The organism is Clostridium sp. UBA5988, from assembly GCF_002435615.1.
Taxonomy (GTDB): Bacteria; Bacillota; Clostridia; order Clostridiales; family Clostridiaceae; genus Clostridium_J; species Clostridium_J sulfidigenes.
In genome coordinates this window covers 81,372-103,907 of record NZ_DJBA01000075.1, presented here as the reverse complement: position 1 = coordinate 103,907, position 22,536 = coordinate 81,372, and the positions used below count along the sequence as shown (strand labels likewise).

Genomic DNA, 22,536 nt, shown 5'->3' with positions numbered 1-22,536 from the left:
ATTAGTTTGGGTCATTTGCAATTTCGTTAATATGCTCCATAACAGAATTTACAATAGCATTAATTAGTCTAATATTATCAAAGTGCATTTTTACATATTCTTTATCTACGTTCTTTTCTTTATCTAAGTTAAGAATTATAACAAGGATATCAAATAGTTTGTCTACACTTTCTCCTTCTGTTAATCCATTTAAGTCAGTTTGCATTTTTTGTATTTGCAATACAAATTCGGTACTTATTCCACCAGGTATATTATATGTTTTTCCATCTGGACAATTTTGAAATACTAAAGGCTCTTTTACTATAGTTCCTAAATCAATTATTTTACTCATTTATATCTCTCCTTTTATCTACATTTCTTCTACTATTTCTACCAAACTTCCATCATTTTTCGCTAATGCGGTAAATTCATAATTTACAGATAATGGTTTCTCACTATCAAAATTAAATTCAAACCCACCATCGGCACTAGCTTTATATATATTAATGGTTAATTTCTTACCATCTTTTTTAGTATGTACAAATCTTAGGTAGTTTACTGGTATTGCACCTTGTCCACCAATAACCATAGTTTTAGTGTTCTTAGATACATCTTCTGTTACAGTAGCAGGACATAACATTTTTAGATTATTTAAGTCCCATGTTATTACCCCTGTTTTAAAAGTAACTTCTTCCTTACTTAGAAATTTTGCAATTGTTCCTCTATTATCACTCTCTACATCTTTAAAAGATGGTTTATATGTTAAACTAGCACCACCCTCTATTGCTCCTACATTATCTAATAATGGTGCAATTTCTGTTTCTGTTGCAGTTTCTATATTAGGAACTATTCCTAAATATAATTCTCCACTACCTAAGATAATTGGGTCACTATCTTTTTTTGTTCCATATGCCATAATTAATTCCTCACTTTCTTTATTTTGTTTTAAGCATAAAAAATAACAGGGTTTCGATAACTCCTGTTTCACTATCTTTTATAGTTCCTCCACCATTTAATAATTCACAATCATAAATAATAGAATTACTATTACTTATATTTTGTTGTCTTGTCCAATCTAATCTATCAATAACTGATTTTTCTAATTTCATTAACTTCATAATATCTTTACTAAACAACCTAACTTCAATTTGATAACTCTTTACTACTCCACCATTCAAAGGTTTATAAAGTAAACAAATAAAATCATCTGCGTTAATTTCATTAGGTTTTTCTAGTAGAAATATATTACTTCCAACTAAACTATTAATTTCAGTATCTTCAATTAGATATTTTCTAATTAAACTTATATCCATTATTTACTCACCTCTTTGAGATGCTTTCTAATAATAGTATCCATGTTAGCTTTATTTCTATCGACAGCTAAACTTAAATAAGGTTTTTTTCTATCTGCCCAATAAGCATATTCCACGTTAGTTCCAACCGTTCCAGTAACATTACCATCATCATTTTCTACCTCGTGTGAGATAGAATCTCTTAAAGTTCCTGTATCAACTGGACATTCTAAAACTGCATCAGCTTCAACTATAGTACATATTTCATCTACTCCATCACGTATAGCAGATAATATATCTTCACTTAACTTATTAACATCAATATTTACTTTCTTCTTAAAACTCAAAATATCACCTACAGTCTATTAAGAAAGATATCATAATAATCTTCCCATTCGATTAAAGCACTTATAGAATAATCCTCATTCTTAAATCTTATAATCTTATCATTAGTAATAGATGTATCACTATCAGAAAACATTCTCTTGGTACATACTTCATCTATTCCATATTCCCTTTGTAATAGTTCTTTAGAAGTAGGTTGAATATCACATTTTATGGTCTTAATTAGTGTAGGTTTACTTGTTATAGGTACTCCATAATCATTTATTATGGTTTCACCTTTTTTCCATAATTCTACTTCATAATCATAAAACATTATCGCATCACCTTAATCTTTCTATAAGGTTTACATAATACCTCAATTTCACTCGGTAGTTGCGATACATATGTACCAACTGTTTTATAAGTTCTACTTCTACTACCCTGGCTTTCCTGAGTAACATTTTCTTTACCTTTACTCCTATAATTTAATAAAGCAAGGTTCAAAACTGCTACACTTAATTTATTACTTAATATTTCATCTTCATTATAATTACAATAAGAATGTATAACATCATAAGCACTATTAATATAGATATTTAAAATATTATCTTTACTAATGTCAACAATATCAAGTAGCACTTTTATATCTCTAATAATATTACTCTTAAATTCTATTAATTCTAATTCATCCATTTTATCAATCTCCTCTCTATTTAAAAGATAGGGTAGGAGATTAATCCCCTACCTTTATATTATTTATACTGTTTTAAATTCTACATAAGCCATAGCTATACCATCTGGTCTTAAATCTCCAATACCATAAACCTCTAATCCTCTTACAGCATCAGCAAAAGAAGTTTGAAGTCTTAAAGCTTCTACATCGTCAATTTCCATACCAAATCCTAAGGCAGATTTATGTAAACATAGAATTGTATTTGCAGGTAAATCTTCTGTTTGAACTACTGTCATTCCATTCACAGAAGCCCCTTGAACTATTCCATTTTCTAGTATTGTAAAATTACTTGTAAATCTAGGGTCTTTAGCTAATTCTTGTACATATTCACTAGATGCTAATACGAATCTATTTGAATTAGGTACTTTCTTTTTTGAAAGTTTAACTCCTAAATCTACTATAAGGTCATATACCTTCTTAGTATTTAAATCAATTTTTGCCGCTGTTGTACCTATTTTATTTCCTGTTGGACATACTGATATAGCTTTTGCAAATACATCAGCATCAACAACTTCTTTTAAATCTAAAGCTTTTTCTTTAACCACTGGATTTAATAATTCTCCTGCCGCTTGTACTCTGTCAACATCATCAAGAGTTATTGCAAAATATTTCTTTTTGTCATATACAACTTCTTTTGGAGCTGTTGTAATAGAATCATAATCTACGCTTCCTGTATAATCTTTTATAGTTCCACCAGAAACTTGGTTAAATATAGCCTTTCCACCTTCTACTTTTGTTGGTGGAGTTGTTATTAAATTTGCTACAGAAACTCCTCTAAAATTTGTTATAAGAGATTGTTCCCAAATTGAAGGGATAAAACTTGTAATTGCCATATATAATTACCTACCTTTTCTTTTTTATAGTAGTTCTTTTTCTTTAACGTCTAATTCAAACTTGTAAAAAGACATAATAAAAAACTAATTAATAAAGAGATATATCATTTCACTCTAAAATTAATTAGCCTTCTTGTATTACATATTTTTCATATAAATTAGGATTTTCTAATACTTCTTCCCATGCAATCTTTCCACCTAAATTATTACTGCTACTCTTAGGCGGCTTCGGACTACCTTTTAATCTTTCGTTCACTTGTCCATCTACATAAGATTTCATCATATCTTCAAACTTAGTAATATTACTATTAATAACTTCTTCATTATCGGATAAAACAAAATCTATCAAATCAGATGGTAGTTTCTTCTCAGCCAAAGTTTTAGAATATTTACTAGATAACTCTGCCCTTTGTTTTTCAAACTTCATAGTTTCTATTTGTTTTTGTAATTCTTTTAACTGTATTTGTTCCTCAGTTAAACCTTCATTACTCTTTTTCTTTAGTTCGTCTTCTACCAACTTAGGTAACTTTTCAGCCATAAATTTCTTATCGTGAGAATCTATAGCCTTAGATATTACACTATCTTTTTCACTAGTCCAATATCCTTTTATTTCTTTATTATTCTCGAGAATATTTTTATAATCTTCTATAGTTAATTTACTATAATCTATAGAAGAATTAGCTAATCCTTCTATACCTTTTAAACTATCAAGTACCTCTCCATCGTCTGGAATTTCTTTTATTAATTTTAATAATTCATTTTTTAACATTTATAAAATCTCCTTTCGCCCTTGAAGTTCTTGCCCTCAAAGTCATTAAATTTTTACATAATAAAAAGCCTATTAAGGCTCTACTTTTGCTTTATACCATTCTTTATAAGTTTTATATTCTATAGTTTCTTTAGTTTCGTTATTTATTCTAGTAGTAGGAATATAACCGTCTACAATTCCTATATATCTACTTCTAGTCATTGGATGTAATGGAATCCTAGGATAATCTCCGTTTTTATCGAATATTTGTCCATCGTATTTTCTACATCTACTACACGTTTTTCCATCTAATGTAGCAACATACATTACTTTACTAACTACATTGCTATTCTTATATATTTTATCTTGTGTTTCTGCTGTAACTCTAGCCATTTCAGTTCTTATAAGTCTTTTAGAATCATAGGCACTAGATCCAAACTCTTTAGCAACTAATCTAGCTATTTTATCAGAATTTTTACCTTGAATAATGCCAGTTTCTATAATATCTCTAATCCTATTAACAAGTAATTCTTTATTTTTCCATATGCGACTAGAAAACATTTCTTCTTTATAAGGCATAAATACAATAGATTCTATAAGCTCTTTAGTTATTAAACTAAAACTAGATGTAAATTTACAAGCTTTATCAATTGCAAAAGCAGTTCTATAATAAGATTCTTCTCCTAATTGCATTAATATGTTTGTAGTTATTTCTGTATCTAGTTCACCCAACCTACTAGCCATTTTAACAAGTTTCTTTTCCATATCTCTCATTGTAGCTAATTTTATATCATTAGAAATTGTAAGTTCCCCATTTAGTGTATATCTACCCCAAATAGTATATATCTCATTTCTAACTATATTTAATTCTCTTTTATAAGCTTGTAATAAAGGTTTCATAGATTTATCACATTGTTTTTCTAATAATTCAAACATATCAAGTATTTCTTTTTCAATAGATTTACTCATTTATAACACCTTCATCATCTGGAATGTTATCTAAATCTATCCTATCAGAATCTTTTTCAGCCTTAATTTTGTTTATCTCATTTAATGGATTATCTACAAAAGATAATTGAGATAATAAAGTTTCTGTAGATATTCTATCTCCCATTTGTGAAGATATTTGAGCTATCATAATATCATCCTGCGGAAGCGATAATGTTATTTTAGGTTCTATATCATAGTTATCATATTGTTTATTTTCTTTAATTTTAAGATAATAAAATAGTGCTACTATTCTATCTTCTATTGCATCTATCAAGGCACTAGCTTCACCTTTAACTTTATTCTCTAAACTTATTAATCTAGTTCTTAAAGCCAAAGAAGAAGAATTACTTTGTAGTTTCTCTTGAAAATCTATGTGACTTGTTACCTTTAACATATCTCTTTCTAAAGTGATTAACATATTTTGTACAAAGGAATCGTTTATATTTTTAATCAACCAACTTACTCCAACTCCTCCACCAATCGCACCATATTTCTTCATTTTCGTTAATTCTTCATTTGTTGGTACTTCTCCATCAAATATTAAGAAAGCATTTCTATTATCAGCTATCTCGTTTACTAAATCGGAGATAACTTGACTATAAGCATCTTGTAATCCCTTCATATCATTAAATATAGTTTCATTTTCTCCAATTTTACAAATTGAAACTGGTACAAAATTAAATATATGAGATTCTTCACTTAATAACATTAATGTATCTGCATTATAATATTTTACTGTATTACTTTCCCATAAATTCATGTATAATGTATCATCGAATAACTTTTTATAGAAATATAAGAAGGCTTCAACTTCACCATTTTCGTCATAATATATATAAGAATTTAAAGGTGTACATATTCTACTGCTAAATCTTACATTATTATCTATATAATATAGTTCATAAGATTCACCAAAAATTAAAGCTGCTTTCATTAATTCTTTATCATGGTTATTACTCCAATTATATAAATTTCTTTTTATATCTTCTATGGATTCTGTGTTAGAAGTCTTAGATATATAAGTTATTTTATTGCCTAGCAGATAGCTTAATTCTTCATTTATGAACTGTTTCATGAAATTAGGTTCTACTATGTTATTGGCTCTATCTGTCTTTATATATTTATTTCTCATATCAGTTACTCCGCTATAATATTGTTCCATCTTCTTATATTGTGGAAGTTTCTTATTATAAGCATCTACACATAATTGTAATATTTTTTTATCTATTTTAATCTCCTCCTCTCTATAAGCCTAGTAGACTACGGTCAAATATTTGTATTTTCTTTAAGGTTTTAATCTTATCTAACCTCTGTACACATTCAGCCAAACAATCTGGCATATCATCATGTACACTCTTAGCACCTACATATTCTTTAATTTGTTCTATTGCTTCAGTATCTTCTTCATTGAAAATAACTTGTCCTAGATTAACCTCTCCACAGATTCCATCGATCTTATCAAATTTATTTGACCTCTGCATAGTATTTTCAAATTCCATTCTTCTACTTTTTAACTCATTATCATTTTTTATGTACTCTTTAATTTTATCTACATCAAATCCCATATATAAGTTTTTCTCTATCCAAACATATGATATATCTGGATAAGCTTTTAATAGCTCTATAGTTTTCTTTATATATTCATCTCTGTCTAGTCTACCTATTATAGCTTTTCTAATATATTTTATATTTGTATCACTTTTAGATCCTATACAAAATGCACTATAGTCTGCTTTATTAGATTTACTATTTGCGGGATCAATACATAGAATTGTGGTCTTAAAGTTGTGACTTTCTATCTCTTTTGAATTTTCAGTTATTAATGTTTTAAATCTTCTTTCACCCTGGCAAGATGTATCTCCTTGCACTTCTTGCTTGAATGAAATTGGATTCTCATAATAACTTATTGCATAATCTAAACAATCCCAATATTCACTCCATAATAAAGGATATTGCATTTCTTCTTTATGTTGAAAATAATATTCTTTTGCATAATCAAGTGTATTTTCTCCATATTCTTTTTTATTAAATAAGATATTTTGAAATTCTAACCATAAGCCACTATTAAACAATTCATCTACACTATCAACTAAAACTCCCTTTTCATGCCTTACTCTCCAAGTCGGTAAGTTTTTAAGTCTGCTGTAAAAACAATCATTATTCTGTACTGTTCCAACTGCAATCATAGTACAATTACCTTTCTGAATAGCATATTTAACATCATCATTAAATCTTTTCCACTTCTTATCTCTTTGGTCTTGTGTTGCTATTTCATCATCTTTTTGGTAATCATCTAATAGTAATAATTCTATTCTGTGATTAGCATAAGATTTACCTCTTAATGTAGATGAAGCAGATATGGATTGAATCATGGTGTGATTGGTTAATTCAACTTTTTCAGCATTAACAGTACATTTTTTAGTATCATAGATTTTTCCAAAGGATTTTTCTATTCTTGTATTACCATCTAATGCTATCTTTATATTTCTAATAAATGTTTCCGCAGTATCTCCTACTGCACTAGCTATAACAGTATAAGTTTTATATTTATATACACTACACCAAATGGCTAAAGCTAATGATATAAATGTACTTTTACCAGTTCCTCTAGGAAGTAGATATTCTAGCTTATCATAGTTGTTTTTCAACACAGCTTCTTCTATCTCTTTCCATATTTCTCTATGTATCATTGCTATTTCTGCTTTATCTTCTCCTACATATATATTATGTAAGAAATACATACAGAAAAATTCTAGTGACCGTGAGCCTAATATGTATGCATATCCATTTTTACTAAATAGATTTTTATTATTATTTAATATTATCTTAGTTTTTTTCTTAGCATCTTCAGATTCATAACCTTCTTCTTCTATTAAGAATTTATATGTATAATCTGCTATTAATCTAATTCCATACTCTTCTTCTGTTTTATATTTTTTACCTTTGTATTTAATCAAGAATACCTCCTCCTTTCCTCGAGTTTAAAAATATTATAAAATTTTGTATCGTTCACCACCCAAAAATTCGACAAATCAAATTTAGAAGGTTACCCCCTAGATAAAATAAAAAAGACTTAGAAATTACTCTAAATCTTTTAACTTTCACTTATTTACTTCTAAATGTTTTTAAAGCATCTTCAAATTCATCATCAACAATATGAGTGTATATCATAGTTGTACTTAAATCAGCATGACCTAAAGCCTTCTGCACTAATCTTATATTCTTTGTAGCTCTTAATAAATCGGTAGCATAAGTATGTCTTAATGTATGTGTTGTAACGTGTTTACCTATTCCAGCTTTCTCACTGTATTTAGTAATCATATCTCTAATAGCCTTAACATCTATTTGTTTCTTAGTATTAGTAGTAAATACATACTCACATTCTCCTAATTTATTGTACTGTTGCTCTCTCCATTTTCTCATTACTTCTATAGTTTCTTCACTTAACCATAGTATTCTATCTTTATTACCTTTGCCTTGAACTACTTTTAATTGTCCTGTAGATAAATTAATATCTTTCCATTTCAAATCAACTAATTCTTGTAACCGTAATCCACTATTCAAATCTAATATTACTATGGTTTTATTTCTTACACTATTGAAATATCTTGTATTAAATATATTAATTAGTTGATTTTGCTCTTCTTCTGTTAGAAATTCTGGTATTTTTCTACCCACAGTGTATTACCACCTTTCTATACTTTTTACCCTAAAATACATATTATAGGGTATTATTCACTTATACTTTAAGAATATCATATCTCAAATATAAATTCAAGTATAAAAAGGTACTATTCACACTATGCCCCCTGTTTTTTAGGTCTCTTAATAATAATATTATCTTCTTCTATTTCTGCTAATATATCATCCATGTTTTTGACTTCTGTTTCTTTGTTGCCATCTATGTTGGATTGTTCTATCTTAGTTGTGGTGTTACCAAGGATTCTATTAATTAAGTATTGGTTAGCATCTAGCCTTACTTTGTCACTACTATTCTTATCATTTGCAATATCTATAACATTTGCTATGGCTTGACCTAACTTATTAACTAATAACTCATTTGCATTATCTATTATTCCAGATTGAAAATCTAATGAACGTTTCTTCCATTCCGCCTTAAAATCCTCGTTCTTTTTCCACTTATATATAACTCTACTTGTACACCCTGCTTTACTCGCTATCTCATCTATAGTCATAGTTCCAACGACTAAATAATCTATCACTTCCATTTGTTGTTGAGTCAACATAATAAATCACCTCCCATTCATATATTCATTATTTTTTTGCATAATAAAAGACACCCTTTTAAGGATGCCTAATTGACTTAACTATGTACATTCTATTCTTTGTTTAATTTTATAAACTCATTATTCTTGTCTGTAGAAGCAACTTGATCTAATGCTATTTGTTGTTCATTAATTGCAATCAACTTATTTTTTATTTTCAATACATCTGGGAAAATAAATGATTTCCCTTGATTTTGCAATGCCAAAACTCTTTTTGCTTTACCTATTACACTTTTTTCTAAGACATTATTAATCCTAACAGGCATGTTGGATATTGCATCACAATATTCGTTATTTATATATTCATAAGTTACTGGACACATATTTTGAATAAGAAATGCCTTTTCTATACCCAACACTTCTCCAAAATGTAAAGTGTCGCACATACCATATTTTTTAATTTTTTCATTATATATTTTCTTATATTTATCAACTTTAGATGAAATCGGAATCATCCAATATATATTATTTTTCTTATCCTTAATAGCATAATAGCATGGTCTATTATGAACCACCCCATTAATAATTTCTTTATTTTTCATTAAAAATTTATCATCAAACTTTTTGAAATAATTTTCTTTTATAAAATAAAAATTACCATTCTTTATTTCCATCATATCACCTTACAATAATTAAAGCTCTATTCAGTAAATAAATAGAGCTTTAACAAACATTTGAACTCGACCTTCTTTTAGTTGCATATCGAGTAGCAACAAACATTTGAACTCGACCTTCTTTTAGTTGCATATCGAGTAGCAACAAACATTTAATTTATCTATTAACATTATTATAACGCCATTATAACGACACGTCAATCATTTTTTTGTAAATCTCTTCAAATATAAATATGATCTGCCACACTTATTCCACATGTCAATAAAAACACTTAAAATAGTAGACAACACAAACAACCTATTAATAACATTAATAACCTCTATCTATCATCTACTATTTAATTATCTTTTCTTGTATATTTCTTTTTCCTGCAATTATAGCATCTCTTAGGGAGTTCAAATTCTTTTTCTTCATAAAACTCCTGTTCTTTTTTTGTAATAACAAAATCTTCTCCACAATTTTTACATTTTATTACTATATCATCTTCATATACTTTTTCTAACATATCTTATCTACCAACTTTCTTATTTTTTATTCTCAAATAGTTTTCATGCTTTATTTTTCTTTTCACACTTTTACTAACAAATTCTGTTTTAACTTTTATGCTCTTACCTTCACTTTTAAGTTCTAACTCTAATAATTTTAACTTTTGTTCTATGTCTAAATTCTTATAATTACGTCTTAGTTCTTTAATCTCTTTAACTATAAAGTAATAGTTACCACTTATCATCTTACCTTCTCCTTATCCAATATCTTTATTTCTGCTTCCTTGTCTAAATTAAATTCTTCATAGGCATAATTAAGAAATTTCATAAAATCTTCAGAATCATCCTTACAAGTAAACTCTATCTTTTTACCATCAATCTCTAGTAAAAATCTATACTTATCCATTAATAAACCTCCAACATTATCGCAACAACTTGTCCATATTTATCTTCAATTTCTATATTATGTACACTCTTATCTTTATAGTTATCACGTATAACATTTATTTCATGTTGTATCATCCAATAATCTTCACTTCCATTAACTTCAAACATATAATGTTTATATTTATCAGATTCATATTTACTCTTTAGATTTTTCATATATTCTACCTACCGTTGGTATTATAATGGTAATTTTAGATATACGTTCTTCTTCTAATTTAACATCATCAACCATCATTGCTATATTTTCAAGAACGCTTAGTTTATCATTATAATATTTTCTAACTATTTCTTTACTATCTCTAGTATTTATTCTTATTTTCTTACTCATATCTTCTGTTTTAATTTCTTTAACTTCAGCTAAGTTTTCCGCTACCCATTTACCTAGTTCATCTTTGCTCTCAAATTCTTTTATTTCTCTACTTCTATCTTTATACTCAATTCTTATATATTCCATTTCTTCTCTCTCCTTAATTTAAAATCTCTAAAACATTATTAAATCTATATACTTTTTTCTTATTAATACTTTTAAGTTCCTTATCAATTTTATCAATCTTATTTTTTATCTTTTCTAGCTCTCGGCTATACTGTTTTACCTTTTCTAAATCTCCATCTCTATTCGCATTTACATTTAATTTCATCACAATTCCAAATTCTATTAATTGGTCTGCATATTCTATAAATTTATCTTCTAACATCTTCTTATCTCTCCTCTAATTTCTTACTTTCTTCTTTAATTTATCTGTTATTTTATCTATATATTCCATTGCAATAAATCCTAGTTTTACTACTGTAAATATTCCAATAGCTTCTAAAAATATTAATCCAATAAGCAATATATAAGTTAATATAGTTCCTATTATTTCCATCATTCTTCTATACCTCTCTTTCTTTTTCTTTTTACTTATTCTCGTATATTTTGTTTTTAACCCATCTAGTACTCTCTAAGAGCTTGGTATAGTTACAAGTTATATCTTTAAAGCCGCTTTTAGCACTTAAGTAATCCATCATTATCTCTTTAAAGTTCTCTTGTTCCTCATCCACTAAAAATATTACTCTACCATCTTCATTTGTAACTTCTAATACTAAATTATTTAATCTAAACCATATTGCTTCATCTAAATTTTTACATTCATACATCATCTTTCACCTCTTATTATTATTTGATTTTCATTAATAAATGAGAATTAAAAAATATTATAAATCCTCATTACACATAGCTTTATACTTACACTTGTAATAGTCTAATCCTGACCATGTCTGCCATAAATCTTCTACATCCTCATCCCAGTCTTCAAAGTGCAAAACTTCTTTTTCATTTAATATAGGATTAAAGCGTTTAATTAAGTTGTATTCAACCATATATGCTGTTTCTCGGTCTGAACATAATATATATTCAATCCGATCTAAATCATAATCCTCAAACCACTCTTTTAATCTAACTCCATTAATTCCGTTGCTCATGTAATTTTGTAACCTTGCCTTTATATTGGCAGTTGAACCTATTCTTAATATAATTCCATCTTTTTTACTCACAAATCTATAAACACAAATAAAACTATTTTTATTATTATAGATGTCCCATTTTTCTTTGTTATTTTTATAATAGGTCTTGCTATACTCCATATAATAATCTCTATTTTGTTCTCTAGCCTTTTTACTTGCTTCTCTATTTTTCTTCTTATACTCTTCTGTATTCTTATGTTTTTCTCTATACAATTTTTTATTTTCTTTTTGCCTCTGCTTAAACTCCTCTGTATCTTTATTTTTAAGATACCATCGCTTTTTATATTCTCGTCTTTCCTCTGTTTCCATCTTTCATTCTGCACCTCATCTTCTTTATAATTAATTAAAGAGTTGAAAATTAATCCAACTCTAAATAACTCTAATATAGTTTATGTACTCGTATCCTTCTGTAAATACCACATAACACTGCCCTAGTAAACAACTATCTTTATCCATAACAAATTTACAGAATAAGTTCTTACCTTTATATTTTTCTAATTCTTCAATAGTATCTAACATTACATTTCTTATATCTTTGAACTCTGCATTATCTATACCTCTTTTGCAATTATTAATACATTGCTCTATAGTTTCAACTTTAAAGAAATCATCTGAAAAATCTAAAGACAACACGTTATATAAATACTCATCTAACTGCTCATAAGCGGTCATGCTTTCCCAATTCTCCATATCATCTTCATAATTTTTGTTTATGTACTCTTGCATAGTTATCATATATGTATTCCTTCTTTCTAATTCAATTCTTCTTCTATAACATCTTTTTCAAAGTCTATTAAATACCACCCGTCAAGTTCATCCCAAATTCTCATTAAACATTCTTCACCTTGATAAACATGAAATTCTTTTATATCTTCTAAGCAAAATTCTAAATCTCCATAGCATAATATTTTATCGAATATGTAAATATCCTCACACTTATTCTCCTCTAACATATCTATGATTACTTTTTCTACCACAGGAGCTTTGTAAAAATCCAATTCTTCTATTCTATTTCTTACAATATAATCTATAGAATCTATATCTATATTTTTATTAACATTCAAATATATACTATAATAATCATGATTATTAACATAGATATTAAACTTAGCACTACCATCACTGGATGCACCATATGTCACTTTTGTTTCTAGTTTTTCTTCCAATTCATTTTTAATACAAGTACATCTTTTACTTACTGTTTCTAATCTTTCTTTCATTACCATCTTAGCAATAGTCTTTCCGTCAATTTCAAAACTTAAATTCATTCTTTCCATTTTTACATCCTTCTTTCTTTTCATTTATTTTTATAATATACAATAAAAGACTCTTATGCAGAGCCTTAAATATCACTTATGAAAGGAAGGTTTTTTTAATGAGAAACTCTTCGAAAACTCAATGAATAATCTAGCACAACTACAGTTTTAATAAACTGTATAATACATACTTAATATGCACTAACAATTTATTAAATACGGTTTTCTGCACTGGAGATTACCGTAAACTCTAATACATCTACAATAATATTTCTACTACACAGGATTCACCCGTTGCGACTCTCTTTGGAAGGTAGACGTTAAGATACTTAAGCGTTTGTGCTGGAGGACGGAGGGTTGGCTACCTCTAGTAAGCATCAACTAATAAATAAGCTCTTTACAATCAATTTTGTTAAAGCTCTATCAAGTCTATTATTAAACGCACAGTTTAATTAAAAACTGTATACACACTATAAACTATATTAATTTATAATCTCTAACAATTTTTAATTTTGGGTATAATAAAAGGACTAGCAATGCTAATCCTGTTGAGACCTATCCAATATCTTCTATTCTTAAAAATTCACCACATTCTTCGCACATAATTTCAATGCACTTAACTTCAACATCAATATCATCAACATCAGACATTTCTTCTAAATCACCACTCTTATCAAAGCTAACACTAGTAACTCTAAAGCCATCTGCTTGATTTAAATATACCTGTTTACCTACTTGATACGGCTTTAATTCTGCTAACTTCCCACATTTATCACATATTATTTGCAACTTCATCTTTCAACCACCACCTTCCATATAAAAACATTTCTACAAAAGGCTCACATTTCCCTTTAATTTGTCGAAAACTATTTTCATGAAAAGTATTGACTATTTACTTTTAGGTGTGGTATGATTAAATGGGATATTATTTAAGATTTTAAAACAAATAAAAATTATAAAGAGGATAGTAACCCTATCCCCTAGTTGATATTTTTTACATTGTTCCAACAAACAATTTATACTAGTATTATCCTAATATTAAGATAGAGAAGATTTCAACTTACTATCTACTCTCTTCCCTATTATAGCATAATGACCAATGTGCTTTAAACCTAGTAACACCAACACTTTAAGCCATGTTTTTCTCTTGAGAATCTCCCCCTTTTACGAACATATCTAATAACTTTTTACCGTATGTATTGAATAATATTTCTAATGTCAAAGATTCTATTCCGCTTTTCTTTTTAACCTTATCGTTTTTCTTAATACTATTTAGGCACTCTTGCAATATTTTACTCATATCCGCCTTTTTTACCTTTGTTTTCTTTAGGTTGTCTATAGTTTCTTCTTTTACATAGTTAATATTTCTATTTTTATCTTTATAGGATAGTTCATCATTCATTTTGTAGCTGTTAATGATATCATCTAAATTTTTTAGTAAATCTACAATTACTTTAACCACTTTTTCATCTGCACTATGCTTACTCTTTTTAATTAACTGAATCACCTGTATAGTTCCTACCTTTTTCTTATTGTCAACATCATCAATTTCTTTTTCTAGCCAATCCATAGGGGTGTCCATTTCTACATATATTCTTTCTTTCCACTCTTTATATTTTTTATCAGTTTCTTTAAGCAGCTTAATTAATTCCTTATCCTTTTCATTGACTTCTTCTACACTAATACCTTTTTCTTTTGCATATTTTTCTATAGTTTCTTTATATAGTTTTCTCTTGTGATTTTTATTAACTTTATTTCTAGCTTTCTTACTTTCACTGTCTCCCACATACTTAAAGAATCTTGCTTTTAACCTTCTACTATCTAATTTTCCTATTTCTTTACATTTATCAGCAATTTCTTTTTTAATCTCTTCTATTTCTAATTCATCATCGGTTTCTTTCTTTTGTTTTCTTAACTCCTCTATTTCTTTTCTAAGTTTTCTTACTTCAATATCATCAACCATCTTCAAATCTTCCTTCATTTGTGATAATTCTTTCGGCACGTTTAAATCCTCAAACTGCTTCTTAGCTTTATCAATCTCGACATTAGAGATAGAGGTTAGCTTACTGCTTCTATTATATAAGTCAGTAATATATTCATTATCATCACTTTTATTATAAATTAAATGATTCATAAGACTATTAATTTCCTGGCTAAGGTTTACTACACTACCTATGTAATTTTGACTTATTATATGGTCTATATTAGCCATATTTGCACCATTCATAACTGCTGAATTAGTACCAGTATTTTTAATTCTATTAACAGATATAGGAGTTATAAATTCATCTGTAGTGGTTTCCTTCTTTATTCTCTTACAAGCTTCTAATATAATAGGTTCTTTAGTTAATAACACAGAATCAATATCAAAGTCCATGCCCGAATATGTGGATAAAATAGGATAATTAATACTATTTATAAATACTATGTTGTTAGTACATTTAAAATAAGTTTCTAATTCTTCTATCTTTCTATTAACTTGTATACCTACATTGCCACTATTTGTGTGTGGATTTCTGAAGCCAACCACTTCATTACCATTCTCAAATCTAGCACAGTATAATTCATTGTCATTTAGGCTTAGACTATCACCATTAAACTCTCCTACTGTAGAATATAATAATTCTAATGGATTACCACAGGCTACACAGTAATCACCTTCTATTTTAACTTTACCTTTTCTTAGTATATTTATATAACTATTTATAAAGTTCCTTCTATAATCTTTAAATACTTGAGTATGCTGAAAATCTTTATTTCTTTTAACTAATTCTACAAATGCACTGTTTACATCTATCCTTTTATCTACTTCCAATTCTTCATTTTCTTCTTCTATAGGATTTAAATAATTATCTTCAATAGGACTATTAACCTCCGCTAAGAAAAATTCTAAGTCATTTTTAAGTCTATTAATATATTCTATTTCTGGTTTAACTAATTGTTTTATTTCATCCTTTTTGAATGGAATAGTATTAATCATCTGATAAGAAGTTCTCTGATATTTTCCATTTTCTAAGTGACTTGGCTTATCTATTTTTGCAATCCCAAATTTATTATCAGCTCTATCCTTCCAATAATACAACCAAGCTTTTTCACCATATTTTGCATAAGGCTTATTTCCTTTAGCATCTTTCCACTCTATACATTGTTTGTTGCTTTTATTAATTTTTATACTACTAGGAGTTGTTATTAGTTCTATATCTTTTACTTTAATAGGATTATCAAAAATATCCTTAATCTCATAAGTTTCATAATCCAATCCTTTTCTTTTGCAATAACTCCTATAGAATAATTCTAAATCTGAATTGAAACCCGCACACTTTAAAAATCTATTTCTCAAAAGTGCAACTCCATGTTCTTTGAGCCATTCAGATTTATCAAATATCTTTTTACTGAGAAGTCCTTCACCATCCCAAATTGAGTTTGATTCCATAACTTCTCTTGTTTCTGTTTCAAGTTTTTTACCTTTTAGCCATGTTTCGGACATCTTCCAAAGAAATACACTTTCAAAATCTTCTACAACTAATATATTCTTTGGATTAATTTCTATAAGTTCTTCCATAATACTACTTAATGGTAAACTCTCATAAGCTCTTATAGATGCTATATCTATCTTACCTTTATATTGTAAATCCATTCTGCTCCAATCTAATGCCTTTTTACATATATCCTTTTTGATAAATAAATCTTGTCCTACTCTAGCTTTACCGCCACTTCTCTTCCAGTTTACTATTTCATTGTTATTAAAATTCAAAGAAGTGCTATATCTATAATCTCTATTCTTTCTTAGAGACTTAATTTTTCTGGTTTCTGTAAGTATATTTTTATCTATACTAATAGTTCTTTCTATATAACTCCAATTTCTTAATTTCTCACTACTCAAATCTCCATCTTTTCCTTTATATTTATTTTTATATTTAACATTTATAATATCTAATGTATATAGATTACCATTATCCATTTTTTTAATTTCTATATCTTCTGCTAAATCTGATATTGCTAGTTCATAGCACCAGTCTAATTTACCTTTGAGTAATTTCTTTAAAAACTCCTCTTTCACTTCATAATTTCCTTTTTCTTTATTTTCTTTGTAAAGCCAACACGCTTCTATAGAAGGTATATATAATCCTTCTTTTAAATCTTCTATTTTTATATTTTTCATTCTTTCTACACTCCTTCTGAATTATTTGAATTATTATTTTTGAATTATCTGTTATTATGTAGTTCTCTATGTAGTTCCGTTAAATCATTATGTAATTTCTCACTATCTTTAAATATGTATATCCATCTGTTGTTATCTTTTTTATTTAGTTCTTTATCTAGCAATATGTTTCCTTGAGCTATAAGTTCATAGGCTAAACTTTTTTTATGTATTTTATAAATGTTCATTTTTATCACCTCCTTTCTGTTAAAATGTTATTTTTATTGCCTTTGGATTACTCCAATCGCATTTTTAAACTATAAGCCTTACAATTTAATATTTTTATGTTTCTAATACAAATTACTCATTTTCTTAATAAGATTGAATATAAGGTCATTTTTCAACCGAAAACACTAGGTTTGTAAGGGGTATATAATAGTAAGTAAATATAATCCAAGACCGAGGAGAACCATCTTGTGGTTCGGGCTGGTCTAAGCCTACTTATTAACTCTTACTTATATAAGACACTACTTAGAGTATATATAGATTCTACTCGGCTCTCGCCTTCGCATAATCTTATATACTTAGCTAATCGTTATTTGCCCACGACCGTCGTGGTCAATGGATTTCATGTACTACTTTTTATTATTTCTATACCCCTAATCCCTAATATATTATTAGAGAAAATGGGTATAACTTTTTTATCATGCAATGTATTGTCCTCTTTTAATAGTGTGTTCTTTAAACCATTTACTTACATTTTCATTTGATTTAGCTTTATTAAGTTCTTTAACAGTTAATCCCGTCTTACTATAGATATCCTTAGTTTTAATAATAGTACCTTTTGCAAGTTCATTAAGATATTTCATTACTTTTTGTGGATTGGTCATTTCTTTACCTTCCATTGGCTTTCTACTCATAACTTTTACATCTTCAAATTCTTTAGGTAAAAATGTTTTAAAATCTGCTCCAATGTTATCAGCAACTCTTAAAACAATATCTTCATAATACTTACTTGTAATTATCCATATATTGCATTTATCTGTATTAGTAAAATGCCTACATTTAATCCTCATTACATTTTGCACTGTATCAACTACACATTTACTTACAAAAACTGTTTTCATTTTCAAATCTATAAATTGTCCTTTTTCTGTTTTAAGTAAAGTATTTATTTCTTCTAATATATCTTCATTAGCACTTTTATTAAATTTACTAGCCATATCATAAAGTATTATGTAGGATTCTAAATAAGTTACATCTGAAAATCTATTAAAGCCTATATGTACCATTTCATTAAGTGATTCATAAGAATTTTTACCCTTTATATTTCCAAAGTACTCAATGTTATTAGTTTTTAATAATTTATTTAACTTGTTATAAATCACGCCATTAGAACCTCTATTACAGGCTACCAATACATCAGTAAAATTCTTATTAATCCAATTTGCTATAACATTAGTATTAGAATATTCACCAGTTTCTTTTAATTTCTTCTGACTTGTGCTAAATGGTATCATGTTAACTCTTATGTCCTTATCTTCTTTTTTATCATCAATTGCCATATACTTAATTCTTTTATCTATTTTATAATCAATATCAAACTTGGCTGTAGCATCTAATATGTAATATTTGCATTTATCAACATCAAATTTATCCATGTTATTATAGAGTAAAATAAATTTTCTGCTATTATCTGCATCTATATTATTACTAGCTATAAATAAACATCCTTGAGTATATATATCTTTTAATCTCAATACATCATCATACACACAGCTCTTAACATATTTAGAAAGTAAATCAAAGAATTTTTTATCTTCATCCTCGCTAAATAATAAACACTTTTTACTCTTCTTTAGCCACATGGTAGTATATTTATCTGCCATAGCTTCTCTTATAACATCTAAATTGTTGTAAATAGATTTCCATGTTTTAAGTATATAAACCTTATCATCACATTTTTTAATTTCATCCAGTGATACACTTATATCTGCTAAGTATCTTTCATTTATTTCTATTGTTTTAGTTAAATAAGGCTTTTCATCCATTAAGCATAATTCCCTAGCTCCCCCATACCATTTATATAGTATATTTCTTTCTTCTTTTGTCATTTTAAAATATTTCTGAGTGGTTAATAAAATTATTGGATATTTAAACTGCTCTTTTACCTGTTCTCTAAAGTCATTTCTATTTTCAGCTTCAATAATGTCATTGTTGTATTTCATTAAATATGTAAAGTTCTTTAATTTTTTATATTCATATGTCTTTTCTAACCTTTCTAAGCTATCCGTAACAAGTATCGCTCCATACCCATTAATAGGTGTTGTAGTTTCTCCAAATATTCCATTTACCAATCTATAAAGTATTGAATTTATGGCGGTTGATTTCCCCATCCCACATCTCGCGGGGACAACTTCAATATTATTATCATTGTTTTCATATATGTGTTTTACTAATGTTTCTATGAATTCTTTTTGTTTATTATGTACTGGATTCCATTTGCTCATTTCTGCTATGTATTCGTCTATAGTTTTAAGAATTTTAATTTGTTTAATTTGTTCATTTAATTCCATCCATTTTCAATCCTTTCTCTTACATCTTAGTTTGCATATGCAATTCAATTGGATTAATAACAGTGATTTTACCTTTTATATATTTAATAACCATATCGTATGGCATATTTTTACACTCACCCATGCCGTATTTATTAAATTTATATACTATTGCAATACCGTTATCATAGTTAATACATACATCATAGGTTTTACCTTTATATGTTGTTGTTAGCATTGGTAATCCCATCCCATCTATGGTATCTTTCCATTTTATTGCCTTGTCCTCATATTTTACTTTTGCTAATAATTCTCTTTGTTTTTCTTCATTTACTTTCATTCTCTTACATCCTTTCTTAAGCTACCTTACTATTCTTATTTATTTCTCTTATCAGCTTGTTTCCTTTATAAGTATAATTAGTATAGTTATATATTTTATAATTGCTTACATCTGTCATTAGTGCTCTCTCTATGTACTGGTCTAGCTTATCCAAGTCCACCATACATCCAACGGCAAGGGTTATATCTTTGCTATTATAAGTACCTTTATCGCCATTGTTATAGCCTTTTACTTTGCCTTCTGCGGACATTAATTTTTGTAATCCATATACATTGTAATCCCAAGGGAAAGTTAATCTAAGTTTTACATTTTCTGCTTTTTTACCTTTTAAACAATTATATGTATAAGCTTGTTCTAACAAATTAAACTTTTTATATATAGAGATTACATACCTATCAAACTCTTTTTTATTAGAGCATTTAACTACGTTATTACTGTTCCATCTCCACTTAAACCAACAGTCATGACCACTACTATAGCCAAACATAAACAAGGCATTTAGAAATATAATGCTACTATCTCTATTTCCATCTTTAAAAAATATATTATAATTTTCATCTACCCATCCATGTGTAAGTTCATGTCCAATCACGCCTTTTAGTGTTCTCTTGTTATATTTGTTAATCCATTTATCTTTAGTTTCTTTATAATAGTCATTTATAACTTTTGTATCTATTTCTATAAGCCACTTATCCTCATTTTCATTTAGAGCTATACGCCCTGCTACATCTTTTTCTAAATTAGATTCTTTAATTTCTATTGGGGTGTATAGCAAAGGTTCATGATTATATTTCTTAATAACTTTTCTCATTTTCTTAATTTCTTTAGCCATTAATTCTTCTAGTAGTTTTTGTCTTTCTTCTTTACTCATTTACATCTCTCCTCTTCGATATTTTTTTGATTTTGACTTGATTATAAGTACATTATCTTTATTTAATTTTCAAAGAACTCGATTTAAGGTAAAATTTAAAAAGGGTATGCAGTATCTCTGTACTGTTTTAATACCTTTTTAAGTTATGTTCATATTTTATTTTCATGATATTTTAATTATTTTGGTTGGATGACTTAATTTATAATCATTTTCTATCTCTTTATAAACATCATCTCTATACCCTCTATACCCCTTTTCATACTCTTTTACTCTTGCATCAAATTGAACTTTATCACCTTCATTTAATTGAACTTGTTCAAACCTTTTAGTAAGATTAAACCATAGATGGTCTGTCATTATTTTATTATCACTTTTTCTTTTTACATTGATTAATAATAGAGTTGGCAATTCTCCCTTATAGCCACTTTTCCACCCTGTTCTAACGAACTCACCTACAAATGTATCTCTTACATCATTCATAGCTTTTAATTCATTTCTCATTTCTATCTATCCCTTTCATTATTAATGTAATCATTTCTATAATTTTCATCAGTAGCAAACTTATTAATAAAATTTCTATAATGTATTTTATTATAGTTACTTTTAAACTCTCTTCTAACTTGGAATCCATCCTTGTCTTCAAAAGGTATATAACCTCCCTTTTCATCCTTCTTATAAATCCAACAAGTATATGGAAATCTTGAATCTCCACCAAAATCATATTCCATTACAAATCTAAATTCATTTATTTTTGTGATATCAGTCTCAGCTCTTCCCATTTTATTCTCCTTCTGGTGTAGGTCACCACCCTTTAATATTTAAATCTATAATAGATTCAAGCTTGTACCCTCTTTTGAAAGGTACAAAATCAACCTATTAATTGCATTTATTGTTTTATATTCTATTTTTTACTAGCACGTGTACACATTGATATCACTAGATTTTAAATTCTCTACACGATATAATGAAATTCTATTGACACTCCTATAAAAATGATATATTATATAGCTATAAGTTAAATATTATATTACCTAGAGAATATATTTCCCTATTGGTGCGTGTTAATCAGTTCAAATTTTTGAATAAAACTGCTTTAATGCGTGTTTAAGTCGTTTATTTCAGTTTACCATAATTTATT

Annotated in this window: 33 protein-coding genes; all 33 read right to left on the bottom strand. The window is 27.5% G+C overall.

All coding sequences use genetic code 11. The features are described 5' to 3' along the window. Position 1: 1 nt before the first annotated feature. On the bottom strand, positions 2-331 hold the full coding sequence (locus tag B3J31_RS16040; RefSeq protein ID WP_346874234.1) for a hypothetical protein: 330 nt from the start codon (positions 329-331) through the stop codon (positions 2-4). Between the two features lie 18 nt (positions 332-349). After that, positions 350-895, bottom strand: coding sequence for a hypothetical protein (locus B3J31_RS16035; RefSeq protein WP_346874233.1), 546 nt, complete (start codon positions 893-895; stop codon positions 350-352). 19 nt (positions 896-914) lie between these two features. Continuing rightward, positions 915-1,292 (bottom strand): hypothetical protein, encoded by a 378-nt coding sequence (locus B3J31_RS16030; RefSeq protein WP_346874232.1) that lies wholly within the window; start codon positions 1,290-1,292, stop codon positions 915-917. Then, positions 1,292-1,618, bottom strand: a complete 327-nt coding sequence (locus B3J31_RS16025) for an HK97 gp10 family phage protein (protein WP_346874231.1) — start codon at positions 1,616-1,618, stop codon at positions 1,292-1,294. The genes B3J31_RS16030 and B3J31_RS16025 overlap by 1 nt, the downstream gene beginning before the upstream one ends. A gap of 8 nt (positions 1,619-1,626) precedes the next feature. Then, positions 1,627-1,929: a hypothetical protein gene (locus B3J31_RS16020; RefSeq protein WP_346874230.1), complete on the bottom strand. Its 303-nt coding sequence runs from the start codon at positions 1,927-1,929 to the stop codon at positions 1,627-1,629. Further along, positions 1,929-2,288 (bottom strand): phage head-tail connector protein, encoded by a 360-nt coding sequence (locus B3J31_RS16015; protein WP_346874229.1) that lies wholly within the window; start codon positions 2,286-2,288, stop codon positions 1,929-1,931. Before B3J31_RS16015 ends, B3J31_RS16020 begins: the two co-directional genes overlap by 1 nt. Before the next feature lie 63 nt (positions 2,289-2,351). Beyond that, positions 2,352-3,161, bottom strand: a complete 810-nt coding sequence (locus tag B3J31_RS16010) for a hypothetical protein (RefSeq protein ID WP_346874228.1) — start codon at positions 3,159-3,161, stop codon at positions 2,352-2,354. Positions 3,162-3,285: 124 nt separating this feature from the next. Beyond that, the gene (locus tag B3J31_RS16005) at positions 3,286-3,930 is read right to left on the bottom strand and encodes a DUF4355 domain-containing protein (protein WP_346874227.1); all 645 of its coding nucleotides are present in this window, start codon (positions 3,928-3,930) and stop codon (positions 3,286-3,288) included. Between the two features lie 72 nt (positions 3,931-4,002). Then, positions 4,003-4,878 carry a minor capsid protein gene (locus tag B3J31_RS16000; protein WP_346874226.1) on the bottom strand — a complete coding sequence of 292 codons (876 nt, stop codon included), beginning with the start codon at positions 4,876-4,878 and terminating at the stop codon, positions 4,003-4,005. Further along, entirely contained in the window at positions 4,871-6,115 is a 1,245-nt protein-coding gene (locus B3J31_RS15995; protein WP_346874244.1) for a phage portal protein, read from the bottom strand. The genes B3J31_RS16000 and B3J31_RS15995 overlap by 8 nt, the downstream gene beginning before the upstream one ends. 28 nt (positions 6,116-6,143) lie before the next feature. After that, positions 6,144-7,856, bottom strand: a complete 1,713-nt coding sequence (locus B3J31_RS15990) for a hypothetical protein (protein WP_346874225.1) — start codon at positions 7,854-7,856, stop codon at positions 6,144-6,146. Between the two features lie 148 nt (positions 7,857-8,004). After that, positions 8,005-8,577: a tyrosine-type recombinase/integrase gene (locus B3J31_RS15985; RefSeq protein WP_346874224.1), complete on the bottom strand. Its 573-nt coding sequence runs from the start codon at positions 8,575-8,577 to the stop codon at positions 8,005-8,007. A 122-nt stretch (positions 8,578-8,699) separates the two neighbouring features. Further along, on the bottom strand, positions 8,700-9,146 hold the full coding sequence (locus B3J31_RS15980) for a hypothetical protein (RefSeq protein WP_346874223.1): 447 nt from the start codon (positions 9,144-9,146) through the stop codon (positions 8,700-8,702). A gap of 92 nt (positions 9,147-9,238) precedes the next feature. After that, on the bottom strand, positions 9,239-9,799 hold the full coding sequence (gene cptIN / locus B3J31_RS15975) for a type III toxin-antitoxin system CptIN family toxin (protein WP_346874222.1): 561 nt from the start codon (positions 9,797-9,799) through the stop codon (positions 9,239-9,241). Positions 9,800-10,137: 338 nt separating this feature from the next. Further along, positions 10,138-10,305 carry a zinc-ribbon domain containing protein gene (locus tag B3J31_RS15970; RefSeq protein WP_346874221.1) on the bottom strand — a complete coding sequence of 56 codons (168 nt, stop codon included), beginning with the start codon at positions 10,303-10,305 and terminating at the stop codon, positions 10,138-10,140. A 3-nt stretch (positions 10,306-10,308) separates the two neighbouring features. Further along, on the bottom strand, positions 10,309-10,530 hold the full coding sequence (locus B3J31_RS15965; RefSeq protein WP_346874220.1) for a hypothetical protein: 222 nt from the start codon (positions 10,528-10,530) through the stop codon (positions 10,309-10,311). Continuing rightward, complete coding sequence (locus tag B3J31_RS15960) at positions 10,527-10,691, bottom strand: hypothetical protein (protein ID WP_346874219.1); 165 nt, start codon at positions 10,689-10,691, stop codon at positions 10,527-10,529. The genes B3J31_RS15965 and B3J31_RS15960 overlap by 4 nt, the downstream gene beginning before the upstream one ends. Continuing rightward, positions 10,691-10,888 carry a hypothetical protein gene (locus tag B3J31_RS15955; RefSeq protein WP_346874218.1) on the bottom strand — a complete coding sequence of 66 codons (198 nt, stop codon included), beginning with the start codon at positions 10,886-10,888 and terminating at the stop codon, positions 10,691-10,693. Before B3J31_RS15955 ends, B3J31_RS15960 begins: the two co-directional genes overlap by 1 nt. Next, on the bottom strand, positions 10,869-11,186 hold the full coding sequence (locus B3J31_RS15950; protein WP_346874217.1) for a hypothetical protein: 318 nt from the start codon (positions 11,184-11,186) through the stop codon (positions 10,869-10,871). The genes B3J31_RS15955 and B3J31_RS15950 overlap by 20 nt, the downstream gene beginning before the upstream one ends. Positions 11,187-11,199: 13 nt before the next feature. After that, complete coding sequence (locus B3J31_RS15945) at positions 11,200-11,427, bottom strand: hypothetical protein (protein WP_346874216.1); 228 nt, start codon at positions 11,425-11,427, stop codon at positions 11,200-11,202. 15 nt (positions 11,428-11,442) lie between these two features. After that, on the bottom strand, positions 11,443-11,601 hold the full coding sequence (locus tag B3J31_RS15940; protein ID WP_346874215.1) for a hypothetical protein: 159 nt from the start codon (positions 11,599-11,601) through the stop codon (positions 11,443-11,445). A 28-nt stretch (positions 11,602-11,629) separates the two neighbouring features. Further along, positions 11,630-11,872, bottom strand: a complete 243-nt coding sequence (locus tag B3J31_RS15935) for a hypothetical protein (RefSeq protein WP_346874214.1) — start codon at positions 11,870-11,872, stop codon at positions 11,630-11,632. A gap of 54 nt (positions 11,873-11,926) precedes the next feature. Continuing rightward, positions 11,927-12,544, bottom strand: coding sequence for a GIY-YIG nuclease family protein (locus B3J31_RS15930; RefSeq protein ID WP_346874213.1), 618 nt, complete (start codon positions 12,542-12,544; stop codon positions 11,927-11,929). A gap of 60 nt (positions 12,545-12,604) precedes the next feature. Continuing rightward, positions 12,605-12,970 (bottom strand): hypothetical protein, encoded by a 366-nt coding sequence (locus tag B3J31_RS15925; protein ID WP_346874212.1) that lies wholly within the window; start codon positions 12,968-12,970, stop codon positions 12,605-12,607. 17 nt (positions 12,971-12,987) lie between these two features. Further along, positions 12,988-13,536: a hypothetical protein gene (locus B3J31_RS15920; protein ID WP_346874211.1), complete on the bottom strand. Its 549-nt coding sequence runs from the start codon at positions 13,534-13,536 to the stop codon at positions 12,988-12,990. Between the two features lie 510 nt (positions 13,537-14,046). Further along, positions 14,047-14,286, bottom strand: a complete 240-nt coding sequence (locus tag B3J31_RS15915; RefSeq protein ID WP_346874210.1) for a hypothetical protein — start codon at positions 14,284-14,286, stop codon at positions 14,047-14,049. Between the two features lie 334 nt (positions 14,287-14,620). After that, positions 14,621-17,653 (bottom strand): hypothetical protein, encoded by a 3,033-nt coding sequence (locus tag B3J31_RS15910; RefSeq protein ID WP_346874209.1) that lies wholly within the window; start codon positions 17,651-17,653, stop codon positions 14,621-14,623. A gap of 44 nt (positions 17,654-17,697) precedes the next feature. Next, positions 17,698-17,880, bottom strand: a complete 183-nt coding sequence (locus tag B3J31_RS15905; protein WP_346874208.1) for a hypothetical protein — start codon at positions 17,878-17,880, stop codon at positions 17,698-17,700. Positions 17,881-18,336: 456 nt separating this feature from the next. After that, positions 18,337-20,208 carry a hypothetical protein gene (locus B3J31_RS15900; RefSeq protein WP_346874207.1) on the bottom strand — a complete coding sequence of 624 codons (1,872 nt, stop codon included), beginning with the start codon at positions 20,206-20,208 and terminating at the stop codon, positions 18,337-18,339. Between the two features lie 19 nt (positions 20,209-20,227). Further along, positions 20,228-20,527 (bottom strand): hypothetical protein, encoded by a 300-nt coding sequence (locus tag B3J31_RS15895; RefSeq protein ID WP_346874206.1) that lies wholly within the window; start codon positions 20,525-20,527, stop codon positions 20,228-20,230. 16 nt (positions 20,528-20,543) lie between these two features. Next, positions 20,544-21,398, bottom strand: a complete 855-nt coding sequence (locus tag B3J31_RS15890; RefSeq protein ID WP_346874205.1) for a hypothetical protein — start codon at positions 21,396-21,398, stop codon at positions 20,544-20,546. Positions 21,399-21,560: 162 nt separating this feature from the next. Beyond that, a complete protein-coding gene (locus tag B3J31_RS15885; protein ID WP_346874204.1) occupies positions 21,561-21,899 on the bottom strand; it encodes a hypothetical protein in 339 nt (112 codons plus the stop codon). Positions 21,900-21,901: 2 nt separating this feature from the next. After that, positions 21,902-22,177 carry a hypothetical protein gene (locus B3J31_RS15880; RefSeq protein ID WP_346874203.1) on the bottom strand — a complete coding sequence of 92 codons (276 nt, stop codon included), beginning with the start codon at positions 22,175-22,177 and terminating at the stop codon, positions 21,902-21,904. Positions 22,178-22,536: the final 359 nt, after the last annotated feature.